General features: G+C 65.8%; 16 protein-coding genes. 4 read left to right on the plus strand and 12 right to left on the minus strand.

Features of this window, described 5'->3' with window-relative positions:
- Window positions 1-47 precede the first annotated feature (47 nt).
- Entirely contained in the window at window positions 48-1,499 is a 1,452-nt protein-coding gene (locus MGMSRV2_RS15815; RefSeq protein WP_024081364.1) for an ATP-binding protein, read from the plus strand.
- Here MGMSRV2_RS15815 and MGMSRV2_RS15820 read toward each other — a convergent pair.
- Both MGMSRV2_RS15820 and MGMSRV2_RS15825 read right to left on the minus strand, forming a co-directional pair.
- Window positions 1,442-1,693 carry a hypothetical protein gene (locus MGMSRV2_RS15820; RefSeq protein WP_024081365.1) on the minus strand — a complete coding sequence of 84 codons (252 nt, stop codon included), beginning with the start codon at window positions 1,691-1,693 and terminating at the stop codon, window positions 1,442-1,444. The genes MGMSRV2_RS15815 and MGMSRV2_RS15820 overlap by 58 nt on opposite strands.
- 30 nt (window positions 1,694-1,723) lie before the next feature.
- On the minus strand, window positions 1,724-3,316 hold the full coding sequence (locus tag MGMSRV2_RS15825) for a gamma-glutamyltransferase family protein (RefSeq protein ID WP_024081366.1): 1,593 nt from the start codon (window positions 3,314-3,316) through the stop codon (window positions 1,724-1,726).
- 135 nt (window positions 3,317-3,451) lie between these two features.
- Here MGMSRV2_RS15825 and gpt point away from each other — a divergent pair, with 135 nt between their 5' ends.
- Entirely contained in the window at window positions 3,452-3,907 is a 456-nt protein-coding gene (gene gpt / locus MGMSRV2_RS15830; protein ID WP_024081367.1) for a xanthine phosphoribosyltransferase, read from the plus strand.
- A gap of 27 nt (window positions 3,908-3,934) precedes the next feature.
- On the opposite strand, the gene MGMSRV2_RS15835 is transcribed toward gpt, so the two are convergent.
- Window positions 3,935-4,135, minus strand: coding sequence for a hypothetical protein (locus tag MGMSRV2_RS15835; protein ID WP_024081368.1), 201 nt, complete (start codon window positions 4,133-4,135; stop codon window positions 3,935-3,937).
- A gap of 107 nt (window positions 4,136-4,242) precedes the next feature.
- Here MGMSRV2_RS15835 and MGMSRV2_RS15840 point away from each other — a divergent pair, with 107 nt between their 5' ends.
- Window positions 4,243-6,324: a transglycosylase domain-containing protein gene (locus MGMSRV2_RS15840; RefSeq protein ID WP_024081369.1), complete on the plus strand. Its 2,082-nt coding sequence runs from the start codon at window positions 4,243-4,245 to the stop codon at window positions 6,322-6,324.
- A 66-nt stretch (window positions 6,325-6,390) separates the two neighbouring features.
- Window positions 6,391-7,827, plus strand: coding sequence for a hypothetical protein (locus MGMSRV2_RS15845; RefSeq protein ID WP_024081370.1), 1,437 nt, complete (start codon window positions 6,391-6,393; stop codon window positions 7,825-7,827).
- On the opposite strand, the gene MGMSRV2_RS15850 is transcribed toward MGMSRV2_RS15845, so the two are convergent.
- From MGMSRV2_RS15850 to cobM, 9 genes are all read right to left on the minus strand, one after another.
- Window positions 7,817-9,025: a multidrug effflux MFS transporter gene (locus MGMSRV2_RS15850; RefSeq protein WP_024081371.1), complete on the minus strand. Its 1,209-nt coding sequence runs from the start codon at window positions 9,023-9,025 to the stop codon at window positions 7,817-7,819. The genes MGMSRV2_RS15845 and MGMSRV2_RS15850 overlap by 11 nt on opposite strands.
- A gap of 72 nt (window positions 9,026-9,097) precedes the next feature.
- Window positions 9,098-9,802, minus strand: coding sequence for a M48 family metallopeptidase (locus MGMSRV2_RS15855; protein ID WP_024081372.1), 705 nt, complete (start codon window positions 9,800-9,802; stop codon window positions 9,098-9,100).
- Window positions 9,790-10,194 (minus strand): YcgN family cysteine cluster protein, encoded by a 405-nt coding sequence (locus tag MGMSRV2_RS15860; protein WP_024081373.1) that lies wholly within the window; start codon window positions 10,192-10,194, stop codon window positions 9,790-9,792. Before MGMSRV2_RS15860 ends, MGMSRV2_RS15855 begins: the two co-directional genes overlap by 13 nt.
- Window positions 10,154-11,437, minus strand: coding sequence for a polyhydroxyalkanoate depolymerase (locus tag MGMSRV2_RS15865; RefSeq protein ID WP_024081374.1), 1,284 nt, complete (start codon window positions 11,435-11,437; stop codon window positions 10,154-10,156). The genes MGMSRV2_RS15860 and MGMSRV2_RS15865 overlap by 41 nt, the downstream gene beginning before the upstream one ends.
- 147 nt (window positions 11,438-11,584) lie before the next feature.
- Complete coding sequence (locus tag MGMSRV2_RS15870; protein ID WP_024081375.1) at window positions 11,585-12,901, minus strand: cobyrinic acid a,c-diamide synthase CobB; 1,317 nt, start codon at window positions 12,899-12,901, stop codon at window positions 11,585-11,587.
- A gap of 1 nt (window position 12,902) precedes the next feature.
- Window positions 12,903-13,487: an SCO family protein gene (locus MGMSRV2_RS15875; RefSeq protein ID WP_024081376.1), complete on the minus strand. Its 585-nt coding sequence runs from the start codon at window positions 13,485-13,487 to the stop codon at window positions 12,903-12,905.
- Between the two features lie 10 nt (window positions 13,488-13,497).
- The gene (locus tag MGMSRV2_RS15880; protein WP_024081377.1) at window positions 13,498-14,253 is read right to left on the minus strand and encodes a sulfite exporter TauE/SafE family protein; all 756 of its coding nucleotides are present in this window, start codon (window positions 14,251-14,253) and stop codon (window positions 13,498-13,500) included.
- A complete protein-coding gene (gene cobA, locus MGMSRV2_RS15885) occupies window positions 14,250-15,020 on the minus strand; it encodes a uroporphyrinogen-III C-methyltransferase (RefSeq protein WP_197538538.1) in 771 nt (256 codons plus the stop codon). Before cobA ends, MGMSRV2_RS15880 begins: the two co-directional genes overlap by 4 nt.
- Before the next feature lie 45 nt (window positions 15,021-15,065).
- Complete coding sequence (gene cobM / locus MGMSRV2_RS15890) at window positions 15,066-15,827, minus strand: precorrin-4 C(11)-methyltransferase (protein WP_024081379.1); 762 nt, start codon at window positions 15,825-15,827, stop codon at window positions 15,066-15,068.
- Between the last annotated feature and the right edge of the window lie 3 nt (window positions 15,828-15,830).

Consider the following 15,830-nt stretch of genomic DNA (forward strand, 5'->3'; position numbering starts at 1 on the left):
GACCGGACGGCCTGCTATGCTGGTCGTCCGTTTTTTTGGAAGGGCGCATGAGCCGACGTTTCACCCCGCCGCGTCTGATCCGCCGCGCCATGGTGCTTTCCCTGCCCAGCTTCGTGGTGCTGGCCGGTCTGGTCATCGCCCGCGACATGCATGTTTTGACCGCCCTGGCCCTGTGGGGGTGGATCGTGCTGGCCCTCAGCTGGCTGATCCGCCCGGGCATGGTCGATGCTGCCCGCGTCGCCCTGTGGGCGCGCAATCTGGCCGCCGGCGGTGAAAACACGCCGCCGCCGGTCACCCCCGACACCCCGATCGAGGAAATCGTCTCGTCGGTAGCGCAATTGCGCCGGGCTTGGCAGGAACGCCAGAACGAACTGGCGCTTTTGGCCAAATGGAACGAAAGCCTGTTCGAGAACCTGCCTGATCCGCTAATTTTGCTGAACCCCGAACGGCGGGTGGTCAAGTTCAATCAAAGTGCGCTTTCCGTGTTCGCCCGCGACATCAGCGGGCGCGACCTGTCGGTGGTGTTGCGCAATCCCAATGTGCTGGAAGCCGCCGATGCGGTGCTGAACGGCGCCCAGGCCCGCGATGGCGCCTTTGACCTGCCGGTGCCGGTGGCACGCTCGTTCCAATTCCGTATCGAGCGCTTGGGGCCGTCGCCGGCCAGTGATGCGGTGGCGGTGCTGGCACTGAACGACCTGACCACGGTCAAGCGCATGGAACAGATGCGCGCCGATTTCGTCGCCAATGCCAGCCATGAATTGCGCACGCCGCTGGCGACGCTGTTGGGCTTCATCGAGACCTTGCGCGGCCCGGCGCGGGACGATGTCGAGGCGCGCGACAAGTTTTTGGGCATCATGTACGACCAGGGCTCGCGCATGGCGCGACTGGTCAACGACCTGCTGTCGCTGTCGCGCATCGAGCTGAACGAACACACCCCGCCGGGCGAAAGCGTCGATTTCGGTCGCATCATCCAGGCCGGGGCCGACGCCTTGCTGCCCTTGGTGCAGCCGCGCCGCATGCAGGTGCAGGTCAGCATCGACGAAAACGCCCGCATGGTCATCGGTCAGGCCGACGAACTGGCGCAGTTGGCCCAAAACCTGATGGACAACGCCGTCAAATACGGACGCGACGGCACGGCGGTGGACGTCTCGTTGCGGCTGGCCACCAGCCTGCCGGCGGCGGCGGGGTCAGGCCTGCGCGGCGGCACGGCGGTGGTATTCGCCGTGCGCGACCATGGCGACGGCATCGGCAAGGAACATCTGCCGCGTCTGACCGAGCGATTCTATCGGGTCGATACCGCCCGGTCACGCACCTTGGGCGGCACCGGCCTGGGTCTGGCCATCGTCAAGCACATCGTCAACCGCCATCGCGGTGCCCTGGTGGTGGAATCCACCCTGGGCCAAGGCTCGGTGTTTTCGGTCTATCTGCCCGGGGCCAAGGCTCAGGTCTCGCTGGCAGCGGTGCCCGCCTCGGCTTCCACTTCGGGCGGCAGGTTGTAGCACTGGCAGCCGCCACACTGATACACAACCGGCGCCTCGATGCGGGCCAAATTCATGTTGTGGATCATTTTGCGGCCGCAATGACCACAGAAATAATCGTCGCCACCCTTGCCCACCGTGGACACCCCGGTGTTGAAGACGGTGCGTCCCTCGATCTGGTATTCCTGGATGGGGATCATCATGCGTTCGATCATTTGGGCATATCCTCGGGCAAACGAAGTTTTTTACCAGCCGGCGACGGAACCGTCGGCGCGGGGATCGGCGGCGCCTTCCAAGGTGCCGTCGGCACGGCGGATGATCATGCCGGCGTGACCCAGGGCCGCGTCGAAATCCCCGGTCATCTGGATATCATGACCGGCCTTGCTTAATTCTTTCACCAAAGCCGGATCGAAGCGGTTTTCCAGCAACAAACCGCCGGGCGGGGCGCCGTCGAGGGCGCGGCCCAGGGCGAAGCGCGGGGCGCTGACCGCCGCCTGCACACCCTGGCCGAACAAAACCGTGCGGGTGAACAATTGCGCCTGGATTTGCGGCTGGCTGTCGCCACCCATGCTGCCCCACACCATGGTGCGCCCATCCTTCAACCGGGCCAGGGCCGGCGACAGGGTATGGAACGGCTTACGCCGAGGTTCCAGCGCATTGCGGTGATCCGGGTCGAGCGAGAACGAGAAGCCCCGATTGTGCCAGACCACCCCGGTGGCCGGCAAAGTCACCCCCGAGCCGAAGGCGTGGAACAGGCTTTGGATGTAACTGACGGCACGGCCCTGGCCGTCGATCACCCCCAGCCACACGGTGTCGCCATCCATGCCCCGCTGCGGCCACGGGGCCGCCTGGGCCGGGTCGATTTCTTCGGCCAGGGCGTCGAGCATGGGATCGGTCAGATAGGTGGTGGCGTGCACCGACATGCGATGCGGGTCGGTGACGTGGGCATCACGCACCCGATAGGCTTTCTTGGTCGCCTCCACCAGACCATGGATCCAGGCGAAATCGTCGGCCCGTTCGACGCCCAGGCGCTGGAACACGCCCAACAGGATCAAACTGGCCAGCCCTTGCGTCGGCGGCGCGGTGTTGAACAGCGTGCCCGACGGCAAAGCCAGCGACAGCGGACGGCGGCGCATGCCGCGATGCCGGGCCAGATCCTCGGCCCGCAACGGCGAGCCCGCCGCCTTCAGATCGTCGGTGATGGCGCGCCCCACCTCGCCCCGGTAAAAATCGTCCAGGCCAACGCTGGCCAGACGCTCCAAGGTGTCGGCCAGGGCCGGCAAGGTCATCAGCGTCCCGGCGACGGGAGCCTTGTTGCGGTTCAGGAACAGATCGGCGAAGCCCGGCGCCTTGCGCAAAGCCGCCAGATTACGGACGGTGCACGCCGCCTGATGGGAGCTTACGGCGAAGCCCTGGCGGGCGTAATGGATGGCGTCCTCGAACAGACGTTCCAGCGGCATGCCACCGCCCCAATGGGCGGAGATGTCGAGCGCCGCCTGCCATCCCGACACCGTGCCGGCAACGGTGTTGGCGGCCAGCGGCCCCTTAGCCGGCATGGCTTTGAGCTTGGCCGCCCGGAACAGGTCGATGTCGACCTTGGCCCCCGCCGCGCCCGAGCCGTCGATGGAGACCGGCGGCTTACCCGGTTCGGCGATCAGCCAGAAACCGTCGCCGCCCAGACCGTTCATGTGCGGATAGACCACGCCCAGGGCGGCGGCGGCGGCAATGGCCGCCTCGATGGCGTTGCCGCCCTCGCGCAGGACCGCCAAGCCGGCCTGCGAGGCAAGGTGGTGCGGCGAGGTGATCATGCCTCGCCGGGCCATGGGGGTGTTCAGCATGTCCCATCCATTCGCGTCATCGATCCTTTGATTTTGCGTCAACCTTGCTGTCCCGTCCAGTGTTGGCGGAAGCGGGCTTGGCAATGGCCCGTCGATCGGTGTGTAATGATTCCCCTTTTTGCCGGAGCCGCCACCATGACCCACGATTACCGCCAGGCCGAAACCTTAAGCCTGAGCTGGCAGGACATGCACCGCGACGCCTGCGCCCTGGCCGTCCTTCTGCACGACAAGGGCACCTTCGACGGTATCGTCGCCGTCGCCCGCGGCGGGTTGGTGCCGGCGGCGATCCTGGCGCGCGAGCTCGACATCAAGCTGGTGGAAACGGTGTGCATCTCCAGCTACGACCACCGCTCGCAGGGCGACATGGAAATCCTGAAGACCCTGGCCGAGGACGGCAAACGCTGGCTGGTGGTGGACGATCTGGTGGATTCGGGCGCCACCGCCAAGGTGGTCCGGGCCATGCTGCCCGATTGCCACTACGCCACGCTTTACGCCAAGCCTGAAGGAGCAGACTTGGCCGACAGCTACGTCAGGCACCTGGAACAGCACGTCTGGCTGGTGTTTCCGTGGGAGGCCACCCCCGCCCCTTAATTCGCCACAATCGGCACCGACAAAAGCCTATTCCTCGCCGGCATTGAGCACGGTGCGGGCCTCGTTATCGTCGATCTGGTGCAGGTCGCTCATGTGGATTTCCCAATTGTCGACGAATTCCGCCACCGCCAGGGTCAGGCATTCGTCCACGGTCTTGCCGGTCTCGACCGCCAGTGCCTCCAGCCGTTCTTTAAGCGCGGCGGACAAGGTGACGGACAGGGTTTGCATGAACACTTCCTTCGATTGCGGCGACATCGCCCGGATGGCGCCAGCATACAGCCAACGACGCCCACATGCCAGTTTCGAGACTGACATGCCCCGTGGTAGAAACCGCCATGACCACTAAGCGCCCCCCTGAACTGATCGTCGATCCCGCTGACCGCCTGCGTTCCAGCAGCGAGTCCGAGCCGCCGCCGCCGCGCCAACCCAAGGGGCAAAAGCCCACTCCGCCGCCGCGTCAGCCAAAGCGCAAAGCAGCCGCTGGCAAAAAGCGCGGCTGGGGCAAACGGCTGGTGATGTGGGGCGCCACCTTGGCGGTGTGGGCGGGCATCGCCGTGGCGGGATTGGTCGCCTATTACGCCCACGATCTGCCCGACATCGACAAGGTGACCGCCCCGACCCGGCGGCCCAGCATCCAGTTCGTTTCCGCCGATGGTCAGGTGTTCGCCGCCTTTGGCGATCTTTACGGCGAATCCCTGGACTTGGCCGAGATCGCGCCCGCCATCGCCCAAGCGGTGTTGGCCACCGAGGACCGTCGCTTCTTCAGTCATTTCGGTGTCGATATTTTTGGTCTGGCCCGCGCCGCCTGGGCCAATCTGCGGGCCGGGCACGTGGTTCAGGGTGGGTCGACCATCACCCAGCAATTGGCCAAGAACCTGTTTCTCACCCCCGACCGCACCATGAAGCGCAAGGTCCAGGAAGTGCTGATGGCGCTGTGGCTGGAACGGCGCTTCACCAAGCAGCAATTGCTGACCCTTTACCTCAACCGGGTTTATCTGGGCTCGGGCGCTTATGGCGTCGATGCCGCGGCCAAGCGTTATTTCGACGTTTCCGCCCGCCGGGTCAGCCCCTATCAGGCGGCGGTGATCGCCGGCCTGTTGAAGGCGCCCAGCCGCTATTCACCGCTGAACAGCCCCGAAGGCAGCCACAAACGTGCGGTCGAGGTCTTGGGCAACATGGTCGAAGCCGGCTATATGGACCAACGCAGCGCCGAGATGGCCGCCTTGGGCGGTGCCGCCCAGGCGGTGAAGCGCGCGGCCCCTGCCGGGCGTTACTTCGCCGATTGGGCGTTAAGCCGTCTGGACGGCATCAGCGAAGTGGCGGGCCGCGACGTGGTGGTGCGCACCACCTTGGATCTGGCCCTGCAACGCAAGGTCGAAGCCCAGGTGCAGGCGCTGTTGAACGGCCCCGGCGCCAAGGCCAACGTCTCTCAGGGCGCGGTGGTGGTGCTGACCCCCGATGGCGCCATCCGGGCGCTGACCGGCGGCAAGGATTATGACGACAGCCAGTTCAACCGCGCCACCCAGGCGTTGCGCCAACCGGGCTCGGCCTTCAAGCCCTTCGTCTACCTGACCGCCATGGAGCAGGGTCTGGCCCCCCAGGACGTCTATGACGACGCTCCGGTGAAATTGGGCAATTGGTCGCCGGGCAATTACAACGGACGCTTCGAGGGGCAGGTCACCCTGCGCCACGCCTTCGCCAACTCCACCAACACGGTGGCGGTGCGGCTGATCGACGATGTGGGGCCGGGTCGGGTAGTGGCCACCGCCCACAAGCTGGGCATCACCTCGGATCTGGGCCGTGATGCGTCCTTGGCCTTGGGCACCAGCGAGACCACCTTGCTGGAACTGACCCAGGCCTATGCCCCCTTCGCCAATGGCGGCTATGGCATCACCGCCCACGGCATCGAGTCCATCACCACCCCCGACGGTCAGGTGCTGTGGAGCCGCCAAGGCGGCGGCGTCGGCAAGGTGATGTCCGATCAGGCCCTGGCCCATATGCACGAGATGATGAGTGCGGTGATCGGCGAAGGCACCGGCAAGGCGGCGCGGCTGGATCGCCCCGCCGGGGCCAAGACCGGCACCACCCAGGATTACCGCGACGCCTGGTTCATGGGCTTCACCGCCGATTACGTCACCGGCGTCTGGCTTGGCAACGACGACCAGCGCAACGAGATGAAGAAGGTCACCGGCGGCGGATTGCCGGCCCAATTGTGGAAAAGCGTGATGATGGCCGCCCATCAGGGGCTGCCGGTCCATGCCCTGCCCACCCCCGATCTGACGCCGTCGACCATGGCCGATACCGAAGGCACCGCCGGCGGCATGGTGGTGGGCGGCAATGAGGGCAGCGGCGGCGATCCGGTGCGGGCCATCGGCAACGCCATCGATGATCTGTTGGGCAGTATCTTCGGGCGCTGACCTTGCAAGGGCGATGGCGGCCTCCCACCTCATCTCGCATAGGCTGTTGGGATAGGGGTGCCCGCCATGCTGGACCTTGGTCAATGGTTCCGCGCTTTGTGGCACAGGCCGGCCTTGGTCGTGCCGGCCCGCCGCCCCGTCTTGCGGGCACCCCCCATGAACACGGCGCGGCACGAATTCGACCACATGCTTGAGGAACTGCGCCACCGCCCCGACGGCGGGGCCGGGCGGCTGCGGGCGGTGTCGCTGGCCGATTTCCGCCAGGCGGTGGGCGACAAATGGCCGCGTCTGGCCGACAAGGTGGCGATGATCGCCGAACAATTGATCCGCCGCCGTCTGGGTGCCGGCAATCTGTTCCGCCGCGTCGATGACCAGACCTGGCTGTTGCTGTTTCCCCGCATTGCCCCAGCCCAGGCCCGCGACATCGCCGTCGCCATCGCCCAGGACATCAGCCGCCATCTGTTGGGCGAACGCTGCGTCGGCGGCGAGCGGCCCTTGGCGGTGGCCGCCCACCTGAATGTGGCCGAGGCGGTGGATGAGAATGGTTGCCTGCACGCCGGAAATGTCCGTCAGGCCATCGAGCAATCGCGCGCCTTGTTCGATCATCTGGCGCCTTGCGCCCCGGCATCCATCGCCGCCTGTAGCGCCCGACTCGACGCGCAACCGCGCCAGCGCCATGCCGGCGCCGTCGATTGGACACCGATCATCAGGGAACATTGCGATACCGAACCGGATGAACCCTGGCAAGGCATCGCCCCGCTGCCCGGCGATTCCCGCCTGTCGTTGTTGTGGCGGCCCACCTGGGTCGCCGACAACGAGGCCATCGCCGCCTACTGCGCCCGGGTCGCCCGGCTGGACCGACCCGGCGATTCACCGCTGGAAGGGTCCATGGCCTATCCCGCCCATGACGATTGCAGTGCCCTGGCGCTGGATCGCTTCGTCGCCGCCTCCGCCATGCGCGACTTGCGGCGCGGCGGCGATCGCGGTTGCGCGGTCATCGTACCGCTGACCTGGTCGTCGCTCCATGGCGACCACCGGGCGGAACTGGTGGCGCCCTTCGCCGATGTCGCCGCCCATATCCGCCAAAGCCGGGTGCGGGTGGAAATCTGCCGCATCCCCGACGACGCCGACCCGGAAACCATCAACCGGGTGATCCAGGCCTTGCACGGCTTATGCGGCGGGGTTTTGCTGCGTTTGCGGCTGTCATCCCCCCTGCTCGCGCGGGTGGATGAACTGGAGGGAGCGGAAATCGGCCTGGATCTGTCGGAGCTGCGCGCCAACGAACGCATGGCCGACGACCGCCTGCTGGGGGTCTTGGACATGCTGCAAGACTGCGCCGATCAGGCCGGATTGGGCTGTTATGTGTGGAGCGCGCGGCGACGCAAGGTGGTGGGCAGCGTGGTTTCCGGCGGCTTCCACATGGTCAACGGCCCCGGCCTGATGAAGGACGTGGTGCGTCCGGCCATGGTCATGCCGGCCCCGCGTGAGAGATTCACGGGCTAGCCTTCCTGCGCACCAACAACAGATAGCCAGCCAAGGCGGCTAAACCCAGTACCCCGACCAAGGTGGCCAACGGGCGGCTGGAATGGTTGAAGCTGGCCGAATGCAGCCAGCCGGCGCTGGCGCCGGCAACCATCTGGATGAAGCCCAGGCAGGCCGATGCGGCGCCGGCCATGCGCGCATGCGGCGCGATGGCCCCGGCGCTGCCATTGGGGATGACCATGGCCCCGCACAGGAAAAAGCCCATCAGCGGCAACAACACCGCCGGCAGGGTCTGCACGCCGCTCCAGGCCAGGAGGGCGGCGGTGACCCCGAACAAAGCGGCCCCCGCCGTGCCGATGCCGATCATGCGGTCCAGACCGACCCGCCCAGTCCATTTGCCGGCGATGAAGCCGCCGGCGATATAGCCCGACACCACCACGGCGAAGCCGAAACCGAACATGGCCGGCGGCAGGGCCAGTACGTCGATGAGGACGAAGGACGAGGCCGAGATGAAGCTGAACATGCCGGCGAAGGTGGCCGAGACCACCGCCACATAGCCCAGCACCTGACGATCGGTCAGCAAGGTCCGGTAATTGCCCAGCATGCCGCGCGGCGACAGGGCGCGCGGATCCTTGTGCTGGTTGGTTTCCCCCAACCAGAACCAGGTACCGGCCAGCAGGATCAGGCCGAACAGCCCCAGCAGGATGAAATTGGAGCGCCAGCCGAACAAGGTATGGAACCAGCCGCCCAGGATGGGGGCGACGAACGGCGCCAAGGCCATGGCCGAAGCCATATAGGACATCACCTTGGCCGCTTGGTCGCGCGGGTAGACGTCGCGGACCACGGCGCGGGCCACCACCGGGCCGCAACAAGCGCCCAGGGCTTGCAGGAAACGGCTGGCGATCAGCACCTCGATGGTGGGGGCGAACAGGCAGGCAACCGAGCCGATGACATAGATGACCACCCCGCCCAGGATGACCGGACGGCGGCCGAAGCGGTCGGACAGCGGCCCGTAAATCAACATGGAGACGGCAAAGCCCAGCAGGAACACCGACAGGGTCATCTGCACCATCTCGACGCTGGTGGAGAAATAACGGCCCATGTCGGGCAAGGAGGCCAGATAAAGATCGGTGGAGACCGGACCAAAGGCCACCAGCCCGGTCAGCAACACGGTCACTTTCAAGCTGTTGGCGGCAGGACGGGTCTTTATTTCGGACATGGAACGGGCTTTCCGGCGGCGACGCTGATTACAGAATACAAAATAGATTACGATATATGGAGCAAAAATCACTCAGCCCGGCTGATAGCGGTGCAAAAGCGCCCCATGGGCCTTCAGCCAACGGCGTCCGCCATGGTGGTCCACCCCCAGCCTGGCGACAATGGCCCAAAAGGCTGGGGAATGATTAAGCTCGGCCAGATGCGCCACTTCGTGCCCGACCACATAATCCATGACCGCCTCGGGCGCCATCACCAGCCGCCACGATAGGGCGATGGCGCCTTGGGCCGAACACGAGCCCCAGCGCGACACCGTGTCCTTGACGGTGATGCGGCTGGGCTTTCTGCCGATGCGGGCGGCCAGATCATGGGCCTTGGCGGTCATCCGCCGCTTGGCCTCGGCCTTGAGGAAATCACCGACGCGGCGGCCCACATGGTCGGCTTGGCCGCTGACATGGATTTCCCCGTCCTCGGCCCAGACGCCGCGCCGGGCCTCGGGGTGATGACGGATCAGGTGGTCGCGGCCCAGCAACGGCACATGGGCTCCGTCGCACAACGCCAAGGCCTGGGGCAGCTTTTGCAGCCGTTCGCTCAGCCAGCCCGCATGGGAATAGAGGAAATGCAGGGCATCGGCCTGACGGGCGCGCGGCGGCAGCACCAGAACGATGCCACGCACCGCATCGACACGCAGCGACATGGAGCGCGCCAGGGCAGAGCGACGTACCGTCACTTCGGCCCGCTGCCCGTTGATGTCCAAAACCAGGGGGTCTAGGCCGGCCATGTGACGATGTGGCGATCCAACGGCCCGGCCCGGTTCTCGCTGATGGCTCGACCGCGGACCGAGGCGCCGGCCTCGTGTACCGAATTGGCGTTGCCCGAAACCAACGGGTGCCACCACGGCAGCGGCTTGTTTTCCGCCACCAGTCGATAGGCGCAGGTGGACGGCAGCCAGCGCAATTCGGCCGCCTTGTCCGGGTCCAGTTGGACGCAATCGGGCACGTGGTCGCGCCGGTTGGGATAATCCTTGCAGGCGCAGGTGACCACGTTCAGCAGGCGGCAGGCCACATTGGTGAAGTGGATTTCGCCGCTGTCTTCGTCCTCAAGCTTGTGCAGGCAGCATTTGCCGCAGCCGTCACACAGACTTTCCCACTCGTCCCGGCTCAACGCGCTCATGGCCTTTGTCCGCCAGAACGGTAAGCTTGTCGTGGGTCCGGATGAAGTCGCGGACATGGGGGTAAATCTCCTCGCGCCAGCGGCGACCGTTGAACACGCCATAATGGCCGACCTTGGCGGCCACATGGTGAACGCGCAGGTCATCGGTCAGGCCCGAGCACAGCTTGTGGGCGGCCTCGGTCTGGCCGATACCGGTAATATCGTCCTTTTCACCCTCGATCGTCATCAACGCCGTGTGCTGGATCAGTTGCGGCTTCACCAGACGGTCGCGGTAATGGAACTTGCCTTCCGGCAATTGGTGCTCGATGAACACCTTTTGAATGGTGTTCAGATAATATTCCGCCGGCAAATCCATCACCGCCAGATATTCGTCATAGAATTCGCGGTGCTTTTCCGCAGAATCGCCGTCGTTGCGCACCATGTTGTGGAACAGGTTGATGTGTTCGCCCACATGGCGCTCGGGGTTCAGGCTCATGAAGCCCTGCAATTGCAGGAAGCCCGGATAGACGCGGCGGCCACGACCGGTATGGACGTAAGGCACGGTGTTGATGACGTGGCTTTCAAACCACGACAGCGGCTTGTCGGTGGCCAGCTTGTTGACCTTGGTCGGGCTGATGCGGGTATCGATGGGGCCGCCCATCAGCACCATGGAGCTGGGCTGGCGCGGGTCGTTGTCCTCGGCCATCATGGCCACCGCCGCCAGCACCGGCACCGACGGCTGACACACCGCCAGCACATGGGTGTCGGCACCCAGGAAGTGCAGAAGCTCGCGGATATAGTCGATGTAATCGTCGAGCGCGAAGGGGCCGGCATCCAGCGACACCTCGCGGGCGTCGATCCAGTCGGTGATATAGACGTCATGGTCAGGCAGCAAGGTCTCGACCGTGCCGCGCAGCAAGGTGGCGTAGTGGCCGGACATGGGCGCCACCACCAGCACGCGCGGATCGCGGCGATCGGTCTGGCGCTGGAAGTGCAGCAGGTGGCAGAACGGCTTTTCGTACACCACCACTTCGCGCACGGTCACATCCTGGCCGTCGATGCGGGTGGTCGGCAGGTTGAAGGGCGGCTTGGGATAACGCCGCGTCGTCCGTTCCAGCAATTCCGCCCCGGCGGCCATGGCCCGGCCCATGCTGGTATAGGACAGCGGCATCATCGGATGGCTGTACATGGTCTGAACCGCCTCGGCGAACAGACGGAGCGGAGCCAACGCGGCGTGCTGCAACTCATGGAGGTGATAAAGCATAAGTTCCGCCCCTGCCCACAATACTGAAGGATAGTTTTGTTACCCAAAAATGACATGTCAGGCAATTAAATTATTTTAATTGCCAACATCCATGATCACCATTGTGCATTGCAATATGAGGGGGCGCGAGGGGCCGGAGTCAAGGGATCAATGATCACCATCGATCAGATGCAGGAACGAGGCGCAGACCGACCCGGCCCGTAAACCGCAGGCTCCCAGGTCATTGCCGGCGGCATCGGCGGCGTCGAACAGGGCCGGACCCTTTTCGCTGACGATGGTGGCGAAATGGAATTCGTGGCCGCGAAAGCTGGTTCCCGCTTTTCCCAGCGGCGTGTCGGTGCGCAAGCTGGCGCGGCGATAGCCCAGATGCAGCCGCCGCTTGGCCAAAGAGGTGGCGAGCGGCAGCAATCCGGCCATGGCATGGCTGATGCCGTCACCGTCCTCCAGGCTTTGCCCCAACACCATATAGCCGCCGCATTCGCCGAAGACCGTACCGCCCTGACCGGCGATCCGGCGCAAACCATCCAAGAACACCCGGTTGCCGGCCAAGGTGGCACCATGCAATTCGGGATAGCCGCCGGGCAGATAGACGCTGTCGCCGTCGGGGGCCTGATCGGCCAGGGGCGAGAAGAAGCAAAGCTCGGCCCCGGCCCTGCGCCAGCCGTCAAGCAGACCGGCATAGGCGAAGGCGAAGGCCTGATCGCGGGCGATGGCGATGCGCTGGCCCAAGGGCGGCAGCGGGCAGGTGGGCGGACCGTCCAGCCGGCTGGGCCGGGCGATGGCGCGCAGGCGGTCGATGGCCACGTATTGCCCGACCGCGCTGGCGGCGGCGGCGAAAAAGGCCGGCAGATCGGGATGCTCGCAGGCCTGGACCAGCCCCAGATGGCGGCTGGGCACCACCAGATCGGTGATGGCGGGCATGAAGCCCAGCAATTCCACCTCGGGGCAATGAAGGGCACAGGCGGCGGCGATCATGCGCCGGTGCTTGTCGCTGGACACCTGATTGAAGATCACCCCGGCGACGGTGACGTCGGGACGCAGGCGGGCGAAGCCGGCCAGCACCGCCGCCGCCGATCCGGCCATGCGCCGCGCATCGACGACCAGCACCACCGGCCAGCCGGTCAGCGCGGCGATTTCCGCCGTGCAGCCGTCGGATTGACCCGGCGCCACGTCGGCGCCGTCGAACAGACCCATCACCCCTTCACAGATGACCAATTCGGCCTCGGCGCCAGTGGTTCGCACCAGACCGGCCAGACTGGCCGGGCGCATGGCCCAGGAATCCAGGTTGAGGCAAGGCCGTCCGGTGGCGGCGGCATGAAAGGCCGGATCGATATAATCGGGACCGACCTTGGCCGAGCCGACGCGCATCCCCGATCGCGTCAGATGGGCCAGCAGGCCCAGGGTGACCAGGGTCTTGCCGCTGCCGGAGGACGGCGCGGCCAGGATCAATCCGGGTGGGTTCATGTCACTTCAGATGCTTTTTCAGGCCGGCCAACAATTCGTCGGCATTGGTGCCGTGGGGGAAATGCTGGATGAACCGACCGTCGGGGCCCATCAGATACAGAATGGACGAATGATCGACGGTATAATTTTCGCCGTCGCCCCCCTTGGCCTTTTCCGCGTAGACCTTGAAGGCCTTTTTCGCCGCATTGGTTTGCTCGGGCGTGCCCATCAGCCCGACCATGTCGGGGGCGAAGGCGGTGACGTAATCCTTCATCACCGCTGCCGTGTCTCGCTCGGGGTCGACGGTGATGAAGACGGGCACCAGCTTGGCCCGCTCGGTCGGGCTCAGGCCATCCAGCGCCACCGAGGTGACGCCCAGCGCCGTCGGGCAGACATCGGGGCAATAGGTATAACCGAAATAGATCAGCATGAAGCGCCCGGCGAAGCTTTTTTCCGTCACCGTGCGGCCATTGTGGTCGGTCAGGGTGAAGGGGCCACCGATGGCGGCATGGCCGTCGCCCGACCACACCAGCAGGCGGCTGCCGACGGCGATGCCGATGACCGCCAGCACGGCGATCAGCGCCCACATGGATGATTTCTTTTTCATCGATCCTCCTTCACGCCACCAGGGCCCAGGCCATGTAGCCCAGCATGCCGGCATTGGCGGCCAGCAACAAAGGCGCCCATTTGAGGAAAGCACTGCGCCATTGATGGATGGCGAAATGCCCGGCCAACCCCACCAGCAGCAGCATGGGTACGGTGCCGCCAGCAAAGGCCAACATGGCGAAGGCCGCCGCCAGGGCGTCGCCGCTGGCCGCCGCCGCCGCCAGGGCGGCATAGAGCAGACCGCAGGGGATGAAGCCCAAGGCCAGGCCCAAGGCCAGACCGCGCCAGCCGCTGGGGGCGGCGAACAGCGGCTTGGCCAATCCGGCCACATGGCGGCTCCACCAGCTTTCGCCACTGCTGCTGCCCAGCACGGTTTTCAGGCGCGGCACCGCCATCATCAACAGGAACAGCGCCGCCAGCACCAGCAGGCCGGCGGCGACATACTGGAAGCCGCCCAACCCGGCCAGATTGCCCGCCGCCCAACCGGCGGTGGCGCCCAAGACGGCATAAGTGGTGGCCCGACCCAGATGATAGGGGATCAGGGCGGCGCCCTTGAGGCGGGAAAATTCACTTAATCCCGCGACCGGCATGGCTTCCAGCCTTGCCGCCACCTGCGACAGCACGAAGGGGCCGCACATGCCGGCGCAATGGCTGACCGAGCCGACCAATCCGGTCAGAAACAGGCCGACCAGCAGGTTGGAATGGGTTTCCACCGTCACCCGGCACACCGCCAGCCCCGCTTGCAGGCCGAACAGGGCGTCGTTCATGGCCGCCACCAATCCAGTCTGGCCCGCAAGGCCACCACACCGCCCAACACCAGCAAGGCCGGCGCGGCCAAGGGGGTGGCGGCCAGATCGGCTTCCAAGCGGCCCAAGGTCGTTTCCAGCACTTTTTGCTCCAAGGTGGCGGCGCGCGACACCACCGCCATCAGCTCGTCGGGTTTGCGCCCGGCCGCCAGCAGGCGGGCGACCAAGGTATCGACCTTGCGCAGACCCATATAGAAAACGATGACCTCAGCCCCCTTGGCCAAGGCGTTCCAGTCGAAGCCGTCGGGCACGTCGCCATCCTGGTCGTGACCGGTGACGAAGGCCAAGGTGGAATTGCATTGCTTGGCGGTGGCGGGGATGCCGGCATAGGCCAGCCCGCCGATACCGGCGCTGATGCCCGGCACGACGCGAAACGGGATGGCCGCGTCGGCCAAAGCCAGCGCCTCTTCCGCCCCGCGCCCGAAGACGAAGGGGTCGCCACCTTTCAACCGCACCACCTTTTTGCCGGCCCGGGCCAGTTCGACCAGCCGGGCGGTGATTTCGGTCTGATGCGGACTGGCGGCACCGCCGCGCTTGCCCATGGATTCCACCACCGCGCCGGCGGGGATGCCGGCGATGATGCGGGCATCGACCAGGGCGTCATGCACCACGTGATCAGCCTGATCCAGGGCATGGGCGGCCAGCAGGGTCAGCAGGCCGGGGTCGCCGGGACCGGCGCCGACCAGCCAGACGCTGCCGGGCAGCAGGGGCGGAAGTTCAGCATTCATGGCGGCGATCATAGCCCGGCTTGAAATTTCATGCCCTGCCTTTTGTCAAGACTTGGCCGGACGCAACACATGGGTGTGGTCGGGGGCATAAAGGCGCGAATCGGTGAATTCGGCCCCGCCCAGCACCCGGCCCACCAGGATCAGGGCGGTGCGGGTCAGGCCGGCTTCCTTGACCTTGGCGCGGATGTCGCCCAGCGTGCCCTTGAGGAAGGCCTGATCGGGCCAACTGACCCGATAGGCGATGGCCACCGGGCAATCGGCGCCGTAAAGCGGCGTCAGTTCCTTGACCACATGGGCCAGATTGGCGATGGACAGATGGATGGCCAAGGTGGCGCCGCTCTTGCCCAAGGTGGTCAGATCCTCGCCCGCCGGCATGGAACTGGAACGCACGGCGGTCCGCGTCAGGATAATGGTCTGACTGACGTCGGGCAGGGTCAGTTCCGAGCCCAGGGCAGCGGCGGCGGCGGCGAAGGCCGGCACGCCGGGGGTGACGTCATAGGCGATGCCCAATTGGTCGAGCCGGCGCATCTGCTCGGCGATGGCGCCATAGATGCTGGGATCGCCGGAATGGACGCGGGCCACGTCCAGGCCCTTGTCGTCGGCCTCTTCCATCTCGGCGATGATCTCGTCCAGGTTCATGGCCGCCGTATCCAGCACGCGGGCGCCGGTGGGGGCCTCGGCCACCACCTCGGCCGGGACCAGCGAACCGGCATAAAGGCAGACCGGGCATTTGCGGATCAGGTTGAGGCCGCGCACGGTGATCAGGTCGGGGGCTCCGGGGCCGGCGCCGATGAAATGGACGGTCATGAC

This window comes from Magnetospirillum gryphiswaldense MSR-1 v2 (assembly GCF_000513295.1).
In the GTDB taxonomy this organism is placed as follows: domain Bacteria; phylum Pseudomonadota; class Alphaproteobacteria; order Rhodospirillales; family Magnetospirillaceae; genus Magnetospirillum; species Magnetospirillum gryphiswaldense.